15 protein-coding genes and 1 pseudogene are annotated in these 17,589 nt (G+C 47.7%); 11 read left to right on the top strand and 5 right to left on the bottom strand.

Going from position 1 to position 17,589, the window contains the following annotated elements:
- Window positions 1–108 precede the first annotated feature (108 nt).
- A complete protein-coding gene (locus ACIP6T_RS15715; protein WP_400458051.1) occupies window positions 109–642 on the bottom strand; it encodes a DUF2255 family protein in 534 nt (177 codons plus the stop codon).
- 398 nt (window positions 643–1,040) lie between these two features.
- On the opposite strand from ACIP6T_RS15715, the gene ACIP6T_RS15710 reads away from it, so the two are divergent.
- Entirely contained in the window at window positions 1,041–2,381 is a 1,341-nt protein-coding gene (locus ACIP6T_RS15710; RefSeq protein WP_400458050.1) for an NTP/NDP exchange transporter, read from the top strand.
- Between the two features lie 179 nt (window positions 2,382–2,560).
- On the opposite strand, the gene ACIP6T_RS15705 is transcribed toward ACIP6T_RS15710, so the two are convergent.
- Window positions 2,561–3,457, bottom strand: coding sequence for a LysR family transcriptional regulator (locus tag ACIP6T_RS15705; RefSeq protein WP_400458049.1), 897 nt, complete (start codon window positions 3,455–3,457; stop codon window positions 2,561–2,563).
- Between the two features lie 131 nt (window positions 3,458–3,588).
- On the opposite strand from ACIP6T_RS15705, the gene ACIP6T_RS15700 reads away from it, so the two are divergent.
- From ACIP6T_RS15700 to ACIP6T_RS15690, 3 genes are read left to right on the top strand one after another with little or no spacing between them, the layout of a single operon-like run.
- Window positions 3,589–4,782, top strand: a complete 1,194-nt coding sequence (locus ACIP6T_RS15700; protein ID WP_400458048.1) for an MFS transporter — start codon at window positions 3,589–3,591, stop codon at window positions 4,780–4,782.
- A gap of 19 nt (window positions 4,783–4,801) precedes the next feature.
- Window positions 4,802–5,545 (top strand): SDR family oxidoreductase, encoded by a 744-nt coding sequence (locus ACIP6T_RS15695; RefSeq protein ID WP_400458047.1) that lies wholly within the window; start codon window positions 4,802–4,804, stop codon window positions 5,543–5,545.
- Window positions 5,546–5,582: 37 nt separating this feature from the next.
- Entirely contained in the window at window positions 5,583–6,545 is a 963-nt protein-coding gene (locus tag ACIP6T_RS15690; RefSeq protein WP_400458046.1) for an aldo/keto reductase, read from the top strand.
- A gap of 931 nt (window positions 6,546–7,476) precedes the next feature.
- Here ACIP6T_RS15690 and ACIP6T_RS15685 read toward each other — a convergent pair.
- Complete coding sequence (locus ACIP6T_RS15685; protein ID WP_345827339.1) at window positions 7,477–7,806, bottom strand: hypothetical protein; 330 nt, start codon at window positions 7,804–7,806, stop codon at window positions 7,477–7,479.
- Window positions 7,807–8,059: 253 nt separating this feature from the next.
- Window positions 8,060–8,593, bottom strand: coding sequence for a hypothetical protein (locus tag ACIP6T_RS15680; RefSeq protein WP_345827338.1), 534 nt, complete (start codon window positions 8,591–8,593; stop codon window positions 8,060–8,062).
- 1,959 nt (window positions 8,594–10,552) lie between these two features.
- On the opposite strand from ACIP6T_RS15680, the gene ACIP6T_RS15675 reads away from it, so the two are divergent.
- The 3 genes from ACIP6T_RS15675 (at window position 10,553) to ACIP6T_RS15665 (ending at window position 12,322) form a co-directional block, all read left to right on the top strand.
- Complete coding sequence (locus ACIP6T_RS15675; RefSeq protein ID WP_345827337.1) at window positions 10,553–11,377, top strand: RNase A-like domain-containing protein; 825 nt, start codon at window positions 10,553–10,555, stop codon at window positions 11,375–11,377.
- Between the two features lie 8 nt (window positions 11,378–11,385).
- The gene (locus ACIP6T_RS15670; RefSeq protein ID WP_400458045.1) at window positions 11,386–11,679 is read left to right on the top strand and encodes a contact-dependent growth inhibition system immunity protein; all 294 of its coding nucleotides are present in this window, start codon (window positions 11,386–11,388) and stop codon (window positions 11,677–11,679) included.
- 313 nt (window positions 11,680–11,992) lie between these two features.
- Window positions 11,993–12,322, top strand: coding sequence for a DUF1493 family protein (locus ACIP6T_RS15665; RefSeq protein WP_345827335.1), 330 nt, complete (start codon window positions 11,993–11,995; stop codon window positions 12,320–12,322).
- 30 nt (window positions 12,323–12,352) lie between these two features.
- Here the strand turns inward: ACIP6T_RS15665 and ACIP6T_RS15660 are convergent, their stop codons facing one another.
- A complete protein-coding gene (locus ACIP6T_RS15660; RefSeq protein ID WP_097095039.1) occupies window positions 12,353–13,132 on the bottom strand; it encodes an NAD(P)H-dependent oxidoreductase in 780 nt (259 codons plus the stop codon).
- Between the two features lie 90 nt (window positions 13,133–13,222).
- Between ACIP6T_RS15660 and ACIP6T_RS15655 the strand changes: the two genes are divergently transcribed.
- The 4 genes and pseudogenes from ACIP6T_RS15655 to ACIP6T_RS15640 all read left to right on the top strand — a co-directional run bounded on the left by ACIP6T_RS15655 (window position 13,223) and on the right by ACIP6T_RS15640 (window position 17,515).
- Window positions 13,223–14,113 carry a LysR family transcriptional regulator gene (locus tag ACIP6T_RS15655; protein WP_097095038.1) on the top strand — a complete coding sequence of 297 codons (891 nt, stop codon included), beginning with the start codon at window positions 13,223–13,225 and terminating at the stop codon, window positions 14,111–14,113.
- A 173-nt stretch (window positions 14,114–14,286) separates the two neighbouring features.
- Window positions 14,287–15,156, top strand: coding sequence for an SDR family oxidoreductase (locus tag ACIP6T_RS15650; RefSeq protein ID WP_400458044.1), 870 nt, complete (start codon window positions 14,287–14,289; stop codon window positions 15,154–15,156).
- A 39-nt stretch (window positions 15,157–15,195) separates the two neighbouring features.
- Window positions 15,196–16,380, top strand: a pseudogene (locus tag ACIP6T_RS15645) (arabinose transporter); the annotation flags it as partial.
- A 79-nt stretch (window positions 16,381–16,459) separates the two neighbouring features.
- The gene (locus ACIP6T_RS15640; RefSeq protein WP_400458043.1) at window positions 16,460–17,515 is read left to right on the top strand and encodes a DUF1176 domain-containing protein; all 1,056 of its coding nucleotides are present in this window, start codon (window positions 16,460–16,462) and stop codon (window positions 17,513–17,515) included.
- The last annotated feature ends 74 nt before the right edge of the window (window positions 17,516–17,589 follow it).

The following is a 17,589-nucleotide window of genomic DNA, read 5'->3' as shown; positions in this document are numbered from 1 at the left end:
CTGATAATAAAATTTATAAATTAAAAGCATTTCAAAGTTTGAAAAATCATCATTCAATTGATTAAAAAGGTAAGTCTGAGGGAATAACTACATTACATATCCAATGCATCAACTTGAGCTATTTGTTTTTAGTGAAACTATTTTGATAGTGGCATTTCTTGAGCCGCCAGTTATCATATGATTCAGATAGGCACTACCTTGATACTTTTGCTTATAGGCGTTGTCGATCTGAGTATTAATATCACCTTGCACCGGTTCAAATCTGACTTCTTTAGTCATGCCTGCAGCAACAATTTTTCCTGCTTTTTCTCGTAAGGCGGCCTGATACCAACTTGAACGCTGCCCATTGTATGCCCGAACATACAGGTTGCCATCTACCTCAACACACCAAATCCATGTTGGCGTGCCATATGTTTTTCCATCTTCGCGAAAGGGTGCGATGTGAAGATCATCAGCTTTTATTATTTGGCTAAGCTCATTAGGGGACCATTGCACTGAAGATAAGTTAGCGTCTCGTTCACTCAGTGTTTGAACTGAATCAGGAGACGTAGTAACGGAAGTTGCGGCATAGCATAAGGATGAAATTGCTAAAGAACCCACAATTAATATAGGTAATTTGAATGTATTCTTTATGGTTTTCATATTATCTCCGTCGCTATCCCTTCATTTCACATTGAGTGTGAATAATGAGAGGCATGAATCTGCCTGAAATGATTTTAATCACGAAGTGATAAATTAAGAATATAGCAACTTAAAGAGTGACACTATGGTGAAAAACTAAATACTACCATGAGGAATTTTCATTAATCTTAAAATGGGTTTCTTTACATTTAATGACATAAAAAGACAACGAGTGCAATTATAACATTGCTAACATTTTACGTTTATCAATTTTTTAATGATAAATTTATGAGCTTTTCTCATGTCAGTATGCAATAAAGCATCATTGAAAATTCAATAGGCGATGCGTAATTTGAATAACAACTGTTGGGCGTGATGGGTTTATCCCGTTAAGGATAGGCCATTTTCCCGGGAAAAATATGAAAATACTATACGAAAATAGAAGAAGTAATTTTTCGCCTATCAACCCCTTTTTAAAAATGATGAACATTAGCCATGTAAATAAAATGGAGGTAAAGCTTTTGCTTTGGGCTTGGTTTTATATTTTTTCACTTTTCCTTTCCTATTATATACTACGGCCAATAAGAGATGAGCTAGGTGTAGCTGGCGGAGTTAGAAACCTGCCATGGCTGTTCACCGGTACACTACTAGCTATGTTGTTGGTGAACCCTATATTTTCATATTTAGTTAAGCGTTGTAGTCGCGAACATTTTATAAAACTGACTTACCGTTTTTTCTCATTCAACTTGTTAGTTTTTCTTGTGGCTTTACAATTCTCATCAAATGCTCAAAATGTCTGGATTGGACGGGTGTTTTTTATCTGGGTATCCGTATTTAATCTTTTCGTGGTCTCGGTGTTTTGGTCTTTTATTGTCGATATCTTCAATTCCGAGCAGGGAAAAAGGCTCTTCGGTTTTCTCACTGCAGGCGCAACAATGGGCGGAATAGCGGGTTCATCACTGACTTCCACCCTTGTTGCAGGAATAGGACAAAATGGTCTGTTGTTTATCGCGATGATTTTGATTGAATGTTCGATTTTCGCTTCACAACGTCTGGCAAATGTACATCATGGTGAGCGGAAAAAAACGGGCACTGTATCTGATGATGAGAAACCGATTGGTGGCGGGATATTCACCGGTATGACGCATACCTTTCGCTCACCCTATCTGTTCTCCATCGCTTTATTTATCTTCTTTTATTCGACAACATCAACCATCCTCTATTTTCATCAGGCCAGTATTGCTGAGTCTGTTTTTAACGACCGTAACAGCCAAACTGCATTTTTTGCCAACATCGATTTCTGGGTGAATGTATTCACTCTGCTCTTTCAACTTTTACTAACAGGCAGAGTATTGGGCTGGTTAGGTGTTGCTTTTACGTTATGCGCTTTACCATTGATTACTACGTTAGGATTTGCAGTATTAATTGGCTATCCCACCATCGCCATATTTGTTGCAGTTCAGGTCGTAAGACGAGTCAGCAATTTTTCATTGGCCAGACCGGCGCGGGAGATACTATTTACCTCTATGACACGGGAAGACCGTTACAAAACTAAAAACTTCATTGATACCTTTGTCTATCGTGCGGGCGATCAATTAGCAAGCTGGACCTACGCGGGGTTCATTGCTGCTGGCTTGAGTTTGAGCGGTATTGCTGTGGTTGCGGTACCGGTAAGTTGCCTGTGGTTAATCCTGAGTATTTGGTTGGGTCGTAAGCATGAAAAATGGGCAGATATGACTATCAAGAGCAACACTGAATGATCTTCCTTAATTTGAAGGAGAATCATGATGACTGCGAATTTCTCTAGCGTCAGTGGGCACCATTTTCATCATATGCAGCAGCAGAAAACAAATCCGGATGCGTTAAACCCGGCAATACAGACGCGGTTTCTTGCACGCTGTGAAGAGTTAACCGGTGTAAAACTTCCAACCTGAATATGTTAGCTGGCTGGCATTCGCAATGCCTCAAGAACCAGTTGAAAAGCGGGTAAAGCGTGTCGGCGGCTAGGATAATAAAGATGATAACCAGGAACATAGGGGCACCACTCTTCAAGCACGGTAGTGAGCTGACCGGATTTAATGTAAGGCTGAAGAATATCTTCTGGGGCAAATGCTAATCCATATCCCTCGACCGCAGCGGTTAGCATCTGTGAAGAAGTATTGAAAATCATTTGGCCGGAGACCTGAACGTTCAGACTCTTACCCTCATGCTCGAACTCCCATGCGTACAAACCACCATGAGTAGCAAGTCTAAGATTGGCACAATTATGTGATATCAACTCATGGGGCGTTTTCGGGGTAGGATGGCGGTTGAAATAATCAGGAGAGCCAACAACTAGCATTCTGTAATCAGGCGAAATTCGCATGGCAATCATATCATTGGCAATTTGGCTTCCGTTCCTGACTCCCGCATCAAAGCGCTCGGTCACAATATTGATCAGTCCATACTCAATATTTATCTCAATATTAACATCGGGGTATTCCCGCAAAAGCGGTGCCAGTTTGGGCCACAAAATTGTGGTGGCCGCATGGTCATGTGCGCTAATGCGGATGGTACCTGAAGGTTTTTCGCGCAGCTCAGTCAACGCAGCAAGTTCAGCCTTAATGCCTGAATAATAGGGTGCAAGATTAGAAAGTAGCCTTTCCCCAGCTTCGGTAGGAGCTGCCCCACGCGTCGTTCGAGTAAGCAGACGCATGCCCAAATTTTCTTCTAAAGCGTTAATACTGTGGCTTACAGCAGACTGAGAAATACCTAATTCTGCCGCCGCTTTAGTAAAACTTTTTTCGCGTGCGACAACGATGAATACCGACAACCCATTGTAATTAATCGTAGTCATTATGAATTTTCCTCATGCTAGTAATCAAAGTATGCCACTTCTGAGATAACTGCGCATTCTCTAAACTCAGTTCTGATTTTCAATTCTTTCTGCATCGTTTCTCGTTGTTGAAATCACCAGAGATGTTATTTATGAGCCAAACCTCAGTCATTGAAGAAACTCGTGAAGCCTCAGTCAAAGCGCAATGGAGCGCGATATTTTCACTTTCATTTAGCGTTATATGTCTTGTCACGGCGGAATTACTGCCTATTAGCCTTCTGACACCAATCGCTTCCGCCCTGAACGTTACAGAAGGTCTGGCAGGCCAGGCCGTCACAGCAACTTCAGTTGTAGGAACCATCGCCAGCCTTTTCATTGCGGCCGCTACGCGTCGACTCGATCGTCGCCATGTGCTGATGATGTTTAGCCTGTTTTTTATTGCCTCAAATGTGCTGGTCAGTCTTTCAACTCGCTACAGCATGCTGATTGCGGGGCGAGTGCTACTAGGTATTTCGCTCGGTGGCTTTTGGTCGATGGCTGCTGCTATTGCAATGCGGTTGGTTCCAGCAACCAAAATCCCGCGCGCGCTTTCCATTATTTTTGGCGGTGTTTCGATTGCCATGGCTATTGCAGCACCATTAGGAACCTGGTTAGGTGGTTTGATTGGCTGGCGAGGTGTATTCGGTGTAACGGCGATGCTGGGACTGATCGGCATCCTATGGCAGTGGCGTGTGTTGCCTGAGATGAAACCTAACAGTCAGTCAACTTTGGCGACGCTGTTCGGCTTGTTGAAAAGACCGCAATTTGGGGCGGGTATTCTCGGGATGGCGCTGGTCTTTGGTGGGCACTTTGCCTTCTTCACCTACTTACGTCCTTATCTTGAGCATGCCATAGGCTTCGGCGTCAATGGCATATCAACACTGCTGTTTTGCTTTGGCGTAGCGAATATTCTCGGAACCTCATTAGCGGGACATATGCTGCGTTACAGCCTCCGTTTAACGCTCGCACTGGTTCCCTTGGTCATGGCCCTGCTGGCAATAGCGCTGATCTATGTCGAGCAGTCTACGACCGGCGTTTCAGTTTTAGTGGTGCTATGGGGATTCTTGTTCGGTGCAGTACCCGTTGCCTGGTCGACATGGGTGACGCGTACCGTTTCCGATGAGGCCGAAAGTGGCGGCGGATTGCAGGTCGCCGCGATTCAATTTGCTATCACTTTAGGTGCAGGGCTTGGCGGCGTACTCATCGATCACGCAGGTCCATACGGTGCAGTCATCGGCAGTTCAGTCACTTTGATAATTGCAGCGTTAGCGATAATGAACCGGATTCGCCCACAACAGATCCATTAATTCTTCTTTAGGAGTCGTTATGCAGAACAACATTACGGGAAAAGTCATTGTCATTACCGGTGCCAGCAGTGGCCTCGGTGAAGCAACAGCTCGCCTTCTTGCAAGCCAGGGGGCAAAAATCGTATTGGCCGCTCGTCGTGCCGATCGTATCAATGCCCTGGCAAAAGAACTGATTGAATCAGGAGCGCATGCTATTGCCGTGACAACGGATGTCGCTAAGCGCCACGACGTGACAAATCTTGTCGATATCACGGTTAAAACGTTTGGGCATATCGATGTGATGATCAATAACGCCGGTGTTATGCCACTTTCGCTGGTTGAAAAGCTTCAAGTTGAAGAGTGGGAGCAAATGGTTGATATCAACCTTAAGGGTGTTTTATATGGCGTAGCCGCTGCACTTCCGTATATGCAATCACGTAAAAGTGGCCAGTTTATCAACGTTGCATCCACTGCTGGGCATCGCGTAATGCCCACTTCTTCCGTTTATTCGGCAACCAAATATGCAGTGCGCGCCTTTTCGGAAGGCCTGCGTCAGGAAGTCACACCGCATAACATCCGAGTTACCATTATCTCGCCTGGCGCATCTGCGACAGAATTAGTGACGCACGTTAGCGATAAAGAGATAGCGAACAACCTGAAAGCCAGCGCCGATTTCGCGTTGCCAGCCAGCGCGTTCGCCAGGATGGTGTCATTCGCTATTAGCCAGCCTGAAGAGGTGGACATTAACGAGATATTGTTCCGACCGACCCGACAAGAGAAATAAGCGCATCCGTCTTATATCATTTGATTGAGGTATTAAAATGAAATCCAGAAAACTGAGAGAACTCAACGTTTCGGCAATCGGTCTTGGCTGTATGGGATTTAGTCATGGCTATGGCCCTGCACCTGAACGTGAAGAATCGATACGACTGATACGCCGCGCCTTTGAAATGGGCTGCAATTTCTTTGACACTGCTGAAGTTTATGGCGCAGGAGATAATGAAATGATTGTCGGTGAAGCACTTAAACCGCTTCGCCAGCAAGCCATCCTGGCGACCAAACTGCATATTTCTGATAACTGTGATAAGTCGCTTAAGTCCATTATCACCGCACACCTTGATGCTTCATTGCAGCGGTTACAAACCGACTATATCGATCTCTATTACCAGCACCGGGTGAATAAAGACATTCCGGTGGAGGAAGTTGCAGAATGTATGGGGACGCTTATTAAGGCCGGTAAGATTCGTGGCTGGGGCCAATCGCAGGCCACTGAGCAAGAGTTACGTCGCGCGCATGCCGTAACGCCATTAACCGCGATTCAAAGTGAATATTCCCTCATGGAAAGAATGTTCGAAAAGGATGTTATTCCAGCTTGCGCTGAGCTAAACATCGGCTTCGTTCCTTTCTCTCCATTGGCCAGCGGATTCCTGAGCGGTAAATACAATGCACAAAGCCATTTCACTGGCGATGATGTGCGCAAAGGCATTACCCGGTATCACAAGGAAAATATTGAGGCCAATCAGCCGTTACTTGATTTGCTAAACCAATTCGCCAGGCATAAACAGGCCACTGCAGCCCAGATTTCGCTGGCGTGGATGCTGCATAAGAATGATTTTATTGTGCCTATACCAGGGATGCGTAGCGAAGCACGGTTTAAGGAAAACTTTGGTACTTTAGAGGTTGAACTGACCACGCCTGAGTTTCAGCAAATCGAGGCTGCACTATCACAGATTGAAATTTACGGTAATCGCACTGACGAAGATATTGCCAGGTTGTATCGTTAAGTGTTCTCAAACACTCTGGCAAATTACATAGCCAGCGTTTTCATGAACATCTATTAAACATAACCAAATATCAACTTACAAATCAACGTTATAAGCGATTTAAAATTAAGGCATCGGCTGTTTAATAATTAACAATTGCGTATAGATGTCTAAAAAGGTGATTTTTTTAATATTAACTACTTGGTGCACATTAAAGTTCAATCTACATACGGTTGTTTTCCACTAACTCATTGTTTTTATTGGTAAGTTAACGCAGGTGAACAGTGTGAAGTATTTTTAACAAAACTTTTTTGGTAAATGGGATAGACCTTAAGGTGGCATCGTTTTGATATGGGGATAGTCATCAGGTAGATAAAAAGTGATTGAAAAAATCTGGGGGCACATAAGGGGGCACTTAAAGTTTTTTATAAATTTATTTTGTTATAATTCAGTTTGTTGCATGGGATTTTGAGTCCGACCTTCGCACCATTCACTTTAATTTCTTATAAAACAGTGAGTTAGAATTAAAATTCTATCTCTCTTGCATGTAAGAAATGTAATAAGTCTTTCACCAAGAATTGCCGCTTAGTTAGTAGTGGTAGATCTTCGGGAATACTAACTCATAGCGGCGTGTCGTTCCAAGCTTCAAACACGTACAGTTTCTCAACTTGAACAGCTATGACGTTGCCCACGTCTCTAAATATCCCAAAACAGTTTGATCGCACGCATTCAAGCCCGATGTCCCGATGTGTAGCGTTGTTCAGCCCCAAAACAGGTCTATGGTGGTAAACGTACCTGCACACGAAATGCAGGCTCTGCCAGCGTCTCAGCCACGCTCCTAACGGTACAGGGTTATCCTGATAAGGTTGTGATCAATCTGGACAGTTGATGAAGTCGCTACGCTCCGCTTGTTGCTAGTACCACCAACGGGACTTTATGGCTTCTATTGCCTTCAGAAGGGCAACTCTCTTTGTATGTCGCAGAACTCATCTAGATCACCATTATGTGCATCTAACATCATCTGATGATGATTGAACCAGTTACCTACCTCAAAAATCGACACAGGCTGATGCATCACGAACCAATAAGCTGTGTTCGTGGTGCGACCAAAACAAAACATCCGTTCTTCACCCTCACGCTTAGTTTCAAAGAGAACTACTGAACCCTGATCAACTCTGTCCAGAAAGCCGCCTGAGTGCACTACTGTCACCCGTTCGGCTCTTTCCCAATAGACTTGAACGCCTCTTGTTACACTAGGATCAAAACCATTCTTGTTGCCCATAAAACCACCACTTAAAAGCTGTATAAATAAACAGTAGTTAGTAAAGGAAAGGAATGCAAGACCTGAGTAGATGAAGAGTGGGTTTATACGTTCGATAGGCTATAACCTCGTCACAACGCTTTAGGTGAGTAATTTCTGATGAGTGGGGATAGGTAGGGGAGAAAGGAAAAAATTACATGAGCTCAGGTGAAATTTAGGATCGTCTTTTTTATACCTAAATAAGCTGGGGCTTCAGCCCCAGCTATGATTAATTTTACCCAGCGTTTGAATCAGGCCCTGCATCATCGTTGGCAGCTCTTTTAAGAAGCTCTAGAACACCTTCTTCTCCGTATTCTTTTACCAAGCGTTTAATGTCTTTCTGAGCCTGACTTTCCTTCTTGCGGCAGGCACTGTCATGACGTTCTTTAAAGACTACTTCCGGTTCAGCTTTTAACCTTTCCTGATCTTCATCAGTAATAAAGAACAGTGATTGCTTTGTTCGATTTCCAACATCCGATTCAGTTTCTACGCGGCGACTGGAGATCGGGAATGAGTATTCCTTCTCTAATGCATGAATCACAGCAGAGGCACGCTTAACACCATAATCAGCCGGGATTGTATAGCCTGATGTGGTAATCGATTTTCTGTCCAATAAGGCTGCAAGTACACAAGCTTGTGTGCGGTTGAGCGCTTGAACGGCTTCTAAAGCTGATGGATGTCCTTCGAAGAAGGAAGCTAACTTGATGCGGGCTTGTTCAGGTGCGTAATCATCGGTAACTTTACGCTGATTAAAATCTTTAGAATTCATAGAGTTTTCTCCATTTTGCTACGGATCAACCTAGAACAGAGATGTAAGTAAGATTTGCAAGAATCCAAAATCTTCTGGAAATCTACGTAATTTAGCCGTAGTCTTCCGCAACGACTTAACCAGATCTGAAAATTTGGTTGAGCCGCTTCAGTCTCTGAACTGGAGCATGAGCAGCTATCGGGCGGGCCTGGAAACCTTTTTGCCTGATAGCTGCTTTTTCGTTTCTGGCATTCATGATCACCAGAATGCCAATGCTACCACGTCATTTCACAATGCACATCTTTAATCTTCCGGTTATGTACATTTTCTGCTCCCAGCGTTCGTCAGATCGATTCTCCGGGCTTTTCTGGTAACTTTTGACGTATACCTAGTTGGACATCGTCAACCGTTTATAGGGCCTTTAAAGCGCTTTAAAACACATGTATAAAAAAATAGGGGTTAAATTTACAGGGGAAAATACTTGGCGTTTTTCCTGTTTAACCTTCATACCTCTCGCTTGCGTTAACTCCACTTCGCTCTTGATTAATATCGATTTTAAAGTGTCTCCGACTATGCAATTTAAATTCATACATGCCAACCTGTGTGCGCAAGCATGCTGAAAAACCCAATATATTGGGGGTAGTGGGAGGTTGAGCTACAAGATGATGAGTATTCTAGTCAGCAATCTCTTCTTAACAAGAGTTGATTTTCACTAAAAAATCGTCATTACCGGGTGGCAAAATTCCTTGATCCGCACCCGGTAAGGCTTGCATTTAGTGTCAACCGCTCAGCACTTTTTTTTTATTTTTTGATCGGGGGATTGTTCTTGCCCATTTAAGTGGTATTTCACGGATAAAGAAGGGGTATTTGTTGAAGAAAAATTAGGATTTGAGTTTCTTTACAATAAATTCAAAAGAAATATTTCCACCAAGGTAATTATTCCTTCGTATCAAAAGTCCTCGCTGCCTTGCAATTCTCACTTGCTGGCACTTCAACAGTACGGGTTAAGTTATGCCCTGTGTAAATGCATAGGGTAGTTCTCCCTTTCTCCACACGCTCAACATCAGTTAGCGTTACCTGCACGGCTGACGCCTTAGCCGCAGCCAGGCACAATAAAATAGTGGCTAATGTTTTATTCATTTCAAATTCCCCCGCCGTGGGCGACTCCATAAGACCATGCCTTTACTCCACAATTGATTGCAGAAAATATCCCATCTCAACGGCTGCTTTGCTAAGCGCGGCACATCCTGCCGGAAATCCTAAACCGCAAAATCCCAAAATATCAGGATGGCTGATCCCGCCAATTACCCTAATTCCGCACGAAAACTTGTTATAAAGCAGGCAACTTTCACCCATTTTTGGTCGCATTAAACATAATGACCCTAACGTGTGCTTGACTAATTTAGTTAGGATTCAAATATCGGTTTGTTGTGTGCTGGCGAAGGTATGAGAATTCTTTGAGCGAACAATAAAAGCTCTTGAGAGAAATTCATGCTTCATCAAATTTATAGGTAATCTTACAGGAACTAATAACTTATAAATTTTGAATCTTACGATTTGTTTCTACGTAGTAGAAAAATAACAATCCAATTCCAAGCGACATGAGTTGGTAAAGGAATCGCTAAAAGGAAGAACACATAATCACCTATTCTTTCTTGAATGAAAGGTTCAAAAATCTATGTCTTAACTCTTTGCGAGTTAGAAGGTTTTGTTGCATGAGATTAAAAGGTAGAACATTGCATGAAATGATAAAAAAATGGCAGCATCTGAAGGTAGGCTATGACATCTATACCAAAACGCGGGTAACATTTTTAGGCAAGAACGGAGAAGTAATAATAGGTTTTATTTACCACTCTGACTAACTTGAAGGCTTAAAAGTTATTTTTTAGGTTTTGATAAAATATCATGTATTAGAAGTGAGTGCTGGTACGCTGGACCTAGGATTTAATATCATTTTTATATCATTGGATGAGCTTAATTATGACGGAAGGTTTAATTGTTGCTCTAACGCCCGTTCAGTTGGCGGCGGTGATTTCTGATAAATCTGTAACAGAAGACGAAACACTCAGCAATCGAGTATGGGGTAGTCTGGATTTTGTTTTAGGCGTCGCTGAAATGGCTGGGGCAGCGACACTTTGTGCTGTACCTGAACCAACTGGGCTGACGAAAGTGGGTTGCGTTGCTGTTGGTGCCCACAGTATGGATGCTGTTAAAACGGCTGCTGATAGAGTTATCACAGGGCTGAATACGCGAAGTGCGACACATCGTGCAGCAGAGGCCTTAGCTAAGGAATTTGGTGCTGATGAAAATACTGCATACAAGATAGGTCTAGCTGTAAATGTTGCCGTACCTCTGGGATTTGCGGCGATAATGGGCGCAGCCAGAGTGGCTTCGGTTCACTCCGGAAAAATTAATCTCTCTAAACATGAAGCAGTTAGTGGTATTCAAGGTGGTGGGCACACAATTGCAAGGCATGTGGGTAAATCATCAGAGGAATTATTGCAGCGTTTGGGGAAAAGCTCTGGCATGCAATCGGCCTCTACGTTCACCGATTTACAGGTTGCAGAGAAAGTCATAAGTCAAACATTAAAAGTTAACCGGCACACTGTTAAGCAATGGGCTAGCAACTCATCATCAGCAAATGTTCTTGAATTGACACATAGCACAGGAAATACTATTGGCTTTGGTTTTCGACAGGGAAGTACAACAAAAGTGATGACAAGCAGTGCTCGCGTAGTTTTATTAAAGAAAGTATATAATGGCCAACCATATTATATCCTCACAGCATACCCGATAATAAAATAGGGGATCATATGAATACAAAGTTCAACCATCTTGGCGTTTTGGTGCGGGTCTTTTTTGGTCAGGATTATGATTTATTTGGTGAAGATTTTTATGAAATATTAGCCGCCTACAAAAACGTAGAAAATACCAAAGCTATTCAGGAAACCATTCGCGAAGCACATCAATTGTTAGAATCCTATCCGGATGAAAACGAACTCAATCTGGTTTTTTCTAACCTTGCTGAGGGGGAGTTTTCACCCACAGCATGGGGGGGTACTGCACGAATTTTTCTCGAGAACGTCATTATTGCGTTGAGTGATTAGATGAAGTGCCTGCGATTGCACATTCTTCAGACGATCTCTGCCAGGGATTGAATCAACGATAAAAATTCGTGGCGCAGCAGGTTATAAATCGCTATCAACTCCACTAAACACTGTATTTTAGATATAAGCGTAGGTCGCTGGCGATACGCGTTGAGCCTATTCAGACGCCTGTTATGGATGTTGTAAAAACCCCGCTTCGCTCCGATATTTCTCCCTTTGTCTCAAAATTCTCTGTTTGAACTTTTTTTTCATCCTGCTGACAAGTTTGCATGGCAGAATGGCGCTCCGGTGAATCAGTGGAGGTGCAGAGGCTATGACAGATGAAATCGAGCAGCGTATCTACGAGCTGGTGCGACGTTACGACGGCGTCTACCTGTTTAAGCAAAAGACGCTGACACCGCAGATTGATATTGATAGCGATCTCAACTTTGAGCGCGAGGAAGCCGCTGCTCTGATGGACGAATTCTTCAACGAATTCAGCGTAGAGCGCGGAGAGTTTGTCATCGAAACTTACTATCCCGCTGAGCCTTCGCTGGTGCAAATTCTCAACCCGTTCAATAAGCGCGACGTGCCGGTGGTGCCTGATTTTACGCTGGGAATGTTAATTGAATCGGCAAAAGTGGGGCGCTGGTTGTACGAATAAAGACAGGCTCACCGCAGAGCCTGCCGCAGTTCACTTCTTCACATGCACATCAAAACCGCGCTCTTCCGGCGCAAATTCATCCTTTAACGTCAGCGCAGGTATCGCATAATCGCCGCCGTTCTGCTGACGATAGGCAATCGGTGCCGTTTCGGCCAACGTATCTAAACGCGTTGCTAGCGCATCACACCAGCCGGCAAAACGCTCCTGCGCTGATTTCTGCACCCGATAGAAAACCAGCGGTGGCAGCACGCTAAAGCCAGGATAAAACAGCATGCCATGATGGATGGGGAACAATAACGCGTCTATCGGGCCATTAATGCCGCGCGGGCTGTAGTGCGATTCCCAGCCGCCGGTCGTCACCACGAGCATGGCGCGTTTGCCGCTGAGATTGCCTTCACCGTAACGATCGCCCCAATGCTGGTCGTTGTGCTCGCCCACGCCGTAGGCAAAGCCGTTAGCGTAAACACGATCAAACCAACCTTTCATGATGGCCGGCATGGAAAACCACCACAGCGGAAACTGGAAGATCACCGTGTCGGCCCAGCGCAGTTTTTCCTGCTCGGCGGCGATATCCGCAGCTTGCAATTGATGATCGTAGGCGAAGCGTGAATCCACAGTGGCATCATAATGACTGCCGACCAGCGGGGCGTGCGTATCACTGGCGTCGAGCTGCGCTTTCCACTGCATGGCATAGAGATCGGAAACCTGCACCTGATGTCCAGCGTGCTGCAGATGTTGTACCGCAAAATCTTTAAGTGAACCGCTAAGTGAGTGCGGTTCCGGATGGGCATACACAATCAGTACATTCATGGCTTAATCCTGTGAGATGAAAACAGCTGCAGATTACGGCCGTGCTGACTATAGTGGAAATCAATTGCTGATATCTCAGGTATAGAAAGGGTGAATATCAACTCACTGGATTTGAATCTGTTGCAGACACTCAATGTACTGTTAAGCGAGCACAACGTTACGCGTGCGGCGCAGCGTCTGCATCTCTCACAACCTTCAGTCAGCGCACAACTGGCGCGGCTGCGGCTACTGTTTGACGATCCGCTGCTGTTGCCCGGTCCGCGCGGCATGCTGCCAACCGCACGCGCTGAGGCGTTACGCGAGCCGTTGCGTCTGGCGCTGGAGGCGGTGGAGCGCGCGGTCGCGCCGCCGGATGCTTTCAACCCAGCCATTGCGGATGTGACCTGGCGCCTCGCCGCCACCGATTACATGTCTTCAGCGCTGATTTTGCCCGCATTGAATTTGGTCCGTGCTGCGGCACCGCTCAGTCGTATGGCGATATTTGCCCTCAATCCACCGCAGGTCGCGCAGCAGCTGGAAAAGGGCGAACTGGATTTGGTGTTTCATACCGGTGACAACGCGCCGCCAACGCTGCATCAGCGTAAATTGTTTAGCGAGCGTTATGTGCTGGCAGGACGGCGCGATCACCCACAGCTGCAACGGCCTCCAACGCTCGATGAGTTTTGCGAGCTGGAGTTTGTCATGGTGTCGCCGGATGGTGGTGGGTTCACTGCGGCGACAGATCGCGCGCTGGCAAAGCGGGGGCGCAGTCGCCGCGTGGCGCTCTCGGTGCCACATTTTCTGTTTATGCTGGATGTCTTAGCAAATAGCGATCTCGTTGCGGTGCTGCCTGAGCGTCTGGTACGTCATGCTCAACAGCTCACGGTTATAGCGCCGCCGCTCGACATTGAAGGCTTTGATATTTTGCTGCTGTGGCACGAGCGTTTGCATCGCGATCCGGCACAGCAATGGCTGCGACAACAAATTGTGGCAGCGCTATAAACCTGAACCTTAACGCGAGTTAAGCGGGCGTTATTGAGCGTAACCTATTTTTTCATAAGGCTTTTTTTCACGCTTTTATCTGAAATCCAATGCGATTAGCGCCGCGGTTTTTCTCCCTGCATCATATGAAAACGACGAAACACTCGCGTTTATCATTTTCAGGAGAACAGACCATGCATGTATTCGTAACCGGTGCCACCGGCTGGGTGGGCTCAGCGGTGGTGGAAGATCTGATCGCAGCAGGCCATGAAGTTTCTGGTCTGGCACGTTCCACAGATAAAGCCCGGGCGCTGGCGGCAGCCGGTGCTCATGTGATTCACGGCTCGCTGGAGGATAGCGATATTCTGCGCCACGCTGCGCAAAACGCCGATGCAGTGATTCATACCGCTTTCAACCACGATTTCTCCCGTTTCGTGGAGAATTGCGAGCAGGATCGACGCGTGATTGAGCAGCTGGGCGCGGCAATTGAAGGCTCCGATCGCATGCTGCTGGTGACGTCCGGTTTATCAGGCATGGCGAGCGGCGCAACGGAGCTGGATCAGCCCAAACCGGTCTCACCACGCCAGTCGGAAGCCGCAGCCCATGTGCTTTCTCAGCGAGGTGTGCACGTGGCGGCGGTGCGTTTGGCACCTTCCGTACATGGCCTCGGCGATCACGGTTTTATCCCGATCCTGGTGCGGCTGGCCCGTGAAACCGGCGTTTCGGCATGGTATGGCGATGGGCAAAACGTTTGGTCGGGTGTGCATCGCCGTGATGCCGCGCGCGTTTATCGCCTGGCACTGGAGCAAGGGGTAACCGAGCGTGTTTACCATGCCGTTGCAGATCAGGCCGTGCCGTTCCAGGCTATTGCGCAGGCGCTGGCCCAGCAACTTGGCCTGCCTGCCGAGGCGCGCGAACGTGAGCATTTTGGTTGGTTCGCGAACATGGCGGCCGGCAACATGGCGGTATCGAGCGTACGAACGCGCGCACTGCTTGACTGGATGCCAACCGGCCCCGATCTGCTGACGGAACTCAACAACCCCGCTTATTACACCCATATTTAATCGTTGGCTGTCGCGGCTTAAGCGACAGCTTTCCGGAATACCATCATGAAATCCACTGTATTTATGACGTTGCTGCCACTCTCGCTGGCGGTATTTATTTCGTTTCTCACCATGGGGATGCAGCTGCCGGTACTGCCGCTGCATCTGCAACAAAACCTCGGCATGGATACGCTCATGATTGGCGCCGTGATCGGTGCGCAATTTATTGCCGCGCTGCTGACGCGTGCCTGGGCGGGAAATTTTGCCGATATGCGCGGACCGAAACGTGCTGTGATTGCCGGGCTGCTGGTCATTGCCAGCTCGGGTTGCATCTACCTGCTGTCGCTGCTGTTCATTCATCAAACCCACACGTCGGTAGCTATTTTGCTGCTGGGCCGCGTGGTGCTGGCGCTGGGAGAGAGCCTGATCGCCACAGGTGCACTCGGCTGGGGATTAGGTTTGGTAGGGCCGGGCAATGCGGGCAAAGTGATGGCGTGGATTGGCATTGCGATTTATGGCGCGTGGGCGCTGGGCGCACCGCTTGGCGTGGCCGTTTATCACGCCTGGCACTTTAGCGGTATTGCTGTAGCCATCATCCTCATCCCTCTGTTACCGCTGCTGTTTATCAGCCGTCAGCGCGGCGTCCAGCCGACGGCAACAACGCGTACGCCATTTTATAAAGTCATGGGGGCGGTTTGGCGGCCGGGCCTGGGTTTGGCGCTGGCCAGCGTGGGATTTGGCATGATCACCGCTTTTATCGCGCTGCTGTTTGCGGCTAAATCCTGGGGCAACGCGTCGCTGGCTTTCACCGCCTTTGGCGTTACGTTTATCGTGGCGCGTCTGTTCTTTGCCCATCTCCCCGACAAGTTGGGCGGAGCACGCGTGGCGTTGGTGTGTGTGATTATTGAAGCTCTGGGGCAGCTGCTGATTTGGGGAGCTGAGAGTGCCAATGTGGCGTATCTCGGCGCAGCGCTAACCGGCTTTGGATATTCGCTGGCGTTTCCGGGCTTTGGCGTGGAAGCGGTACGTCGCGCGCCGCCGCAAACGCGCAGCCTGGCGATGGGCGCTTATGTGGCATTTCTTGATATCGCGCTGGCGATCACCAGTCCGGTTGCTGGCGCGCTGGCGGGCCATTTTGGCATTGCATCGGTGTATCTGGCGGGTGCTATAGCGGTGGGATGCGCGGTGCTGGTGGCAGCAGGTTTACTGGCGCGTGCGCCGGAGACGCAACGCGTAACGGAATAGTCATCGCCGCAAAAAATTCACTTCTCCCGCGTCACAAAAGTCATCACACTAGCCCTCTTTACCATTATGGAGAGATGGCATGTTTACCCGATTGCTGCTGGCGATGTCGTTGCTTGCCAGCTTGAGTGCGCCGTTGTTGGCAGATCAAGATGGTGTCTCCTTTAGCCATAAAGACTGGGAGCTGGCTTGCGATAACACGCTGACCTGTCGCGCGGCGGGTTACAGCGCCGAAGAGGGCGCAGGTGGCTCGGTGCTGCTGGTGCGTGCGGGCGGGCCAAACGCGACGACGCATGGCCGCGTAGTGCTGGCCGATACCGGCGACGATGATTCGAAGCAGGTTGATACTCTAACGTTGTGGATTGACGATCGGGCGTTGGGAGCGGTAGCGAAAGCAGAAAATGACGAATGGACGCTGACCGATGAGCAAACTCAGGCGCTGATTAACGCCATTAAAAACAGCGGCAAGGTGGAATTTCGCGGTGGCGAAGAGCCGTTCGATCTCTCCAGCAATGGCGCGTTCGCGACGCTACTGAAAATGGATGACGCGCAGGGACGTCTCAGCACGCCGGGCGCCCTGGTGCGTAAGGGAAATAAGCCGGAAAGTAGCGTTCCGGCGGCGCAGGCCATGCCGGTGATTCAGCAGGTGAAGGTGGCGAAAGCCGATGCGCGCCCGTTAACTGCCGATGAGCTGGCGCTATTGAAACCGAAGCTGATTGCGTCTCTCACCGATGATGACAGCTGCGACAATCTCGCGCCTTCCGACGATCAGCCGGAAGAGGGCGCAGAGCCACTGACGTTAACGCCGGTGGACAGTGCGCACGTGCTGATTGCCGCGCTGTGCTGGCGCGGTGCTTATAACGAAGGCTACGGTTTTTGGTTGATCGACACCAGGTTACAGGGCAAACCGCAGCTGGTAACGGATTCAGGTACTGATTACAGCGAAGGCGTCATCTCGGAAGCACAGAAAGGACGCGGCATCGGCGACTGTTGGAGCACGGCGGCGTGGGTGTGGGATGGCAAAGATTTTGTACAAAGTAGTGATGCAACCACCGGCATGTGTCGCGCGATTCGCGCCGGCGGCGCGTGGCAGCTGCCAACGTGGGTCACCGAAGTGAAACCGGCTGTGATTCCGTAAGGTGCGCATTTATGCGCACCAGGTCGCCATGAATGGGTACCCTACGACGGGATTATGTAGGGTACCCATTCATG

The organism is Pantoea sp. NPDC088449, from assembly GCF_044753225.1.
Lineage (GTDB): Bacteria > Pseudomonadota > Gammaproteobacteria > Enterobacterales > Enterobacteriaceae > Pantoea > Pantoea floridensis.
This window is presented reverse-complemented; position numbering and strand designations above follow the sequence as displayed.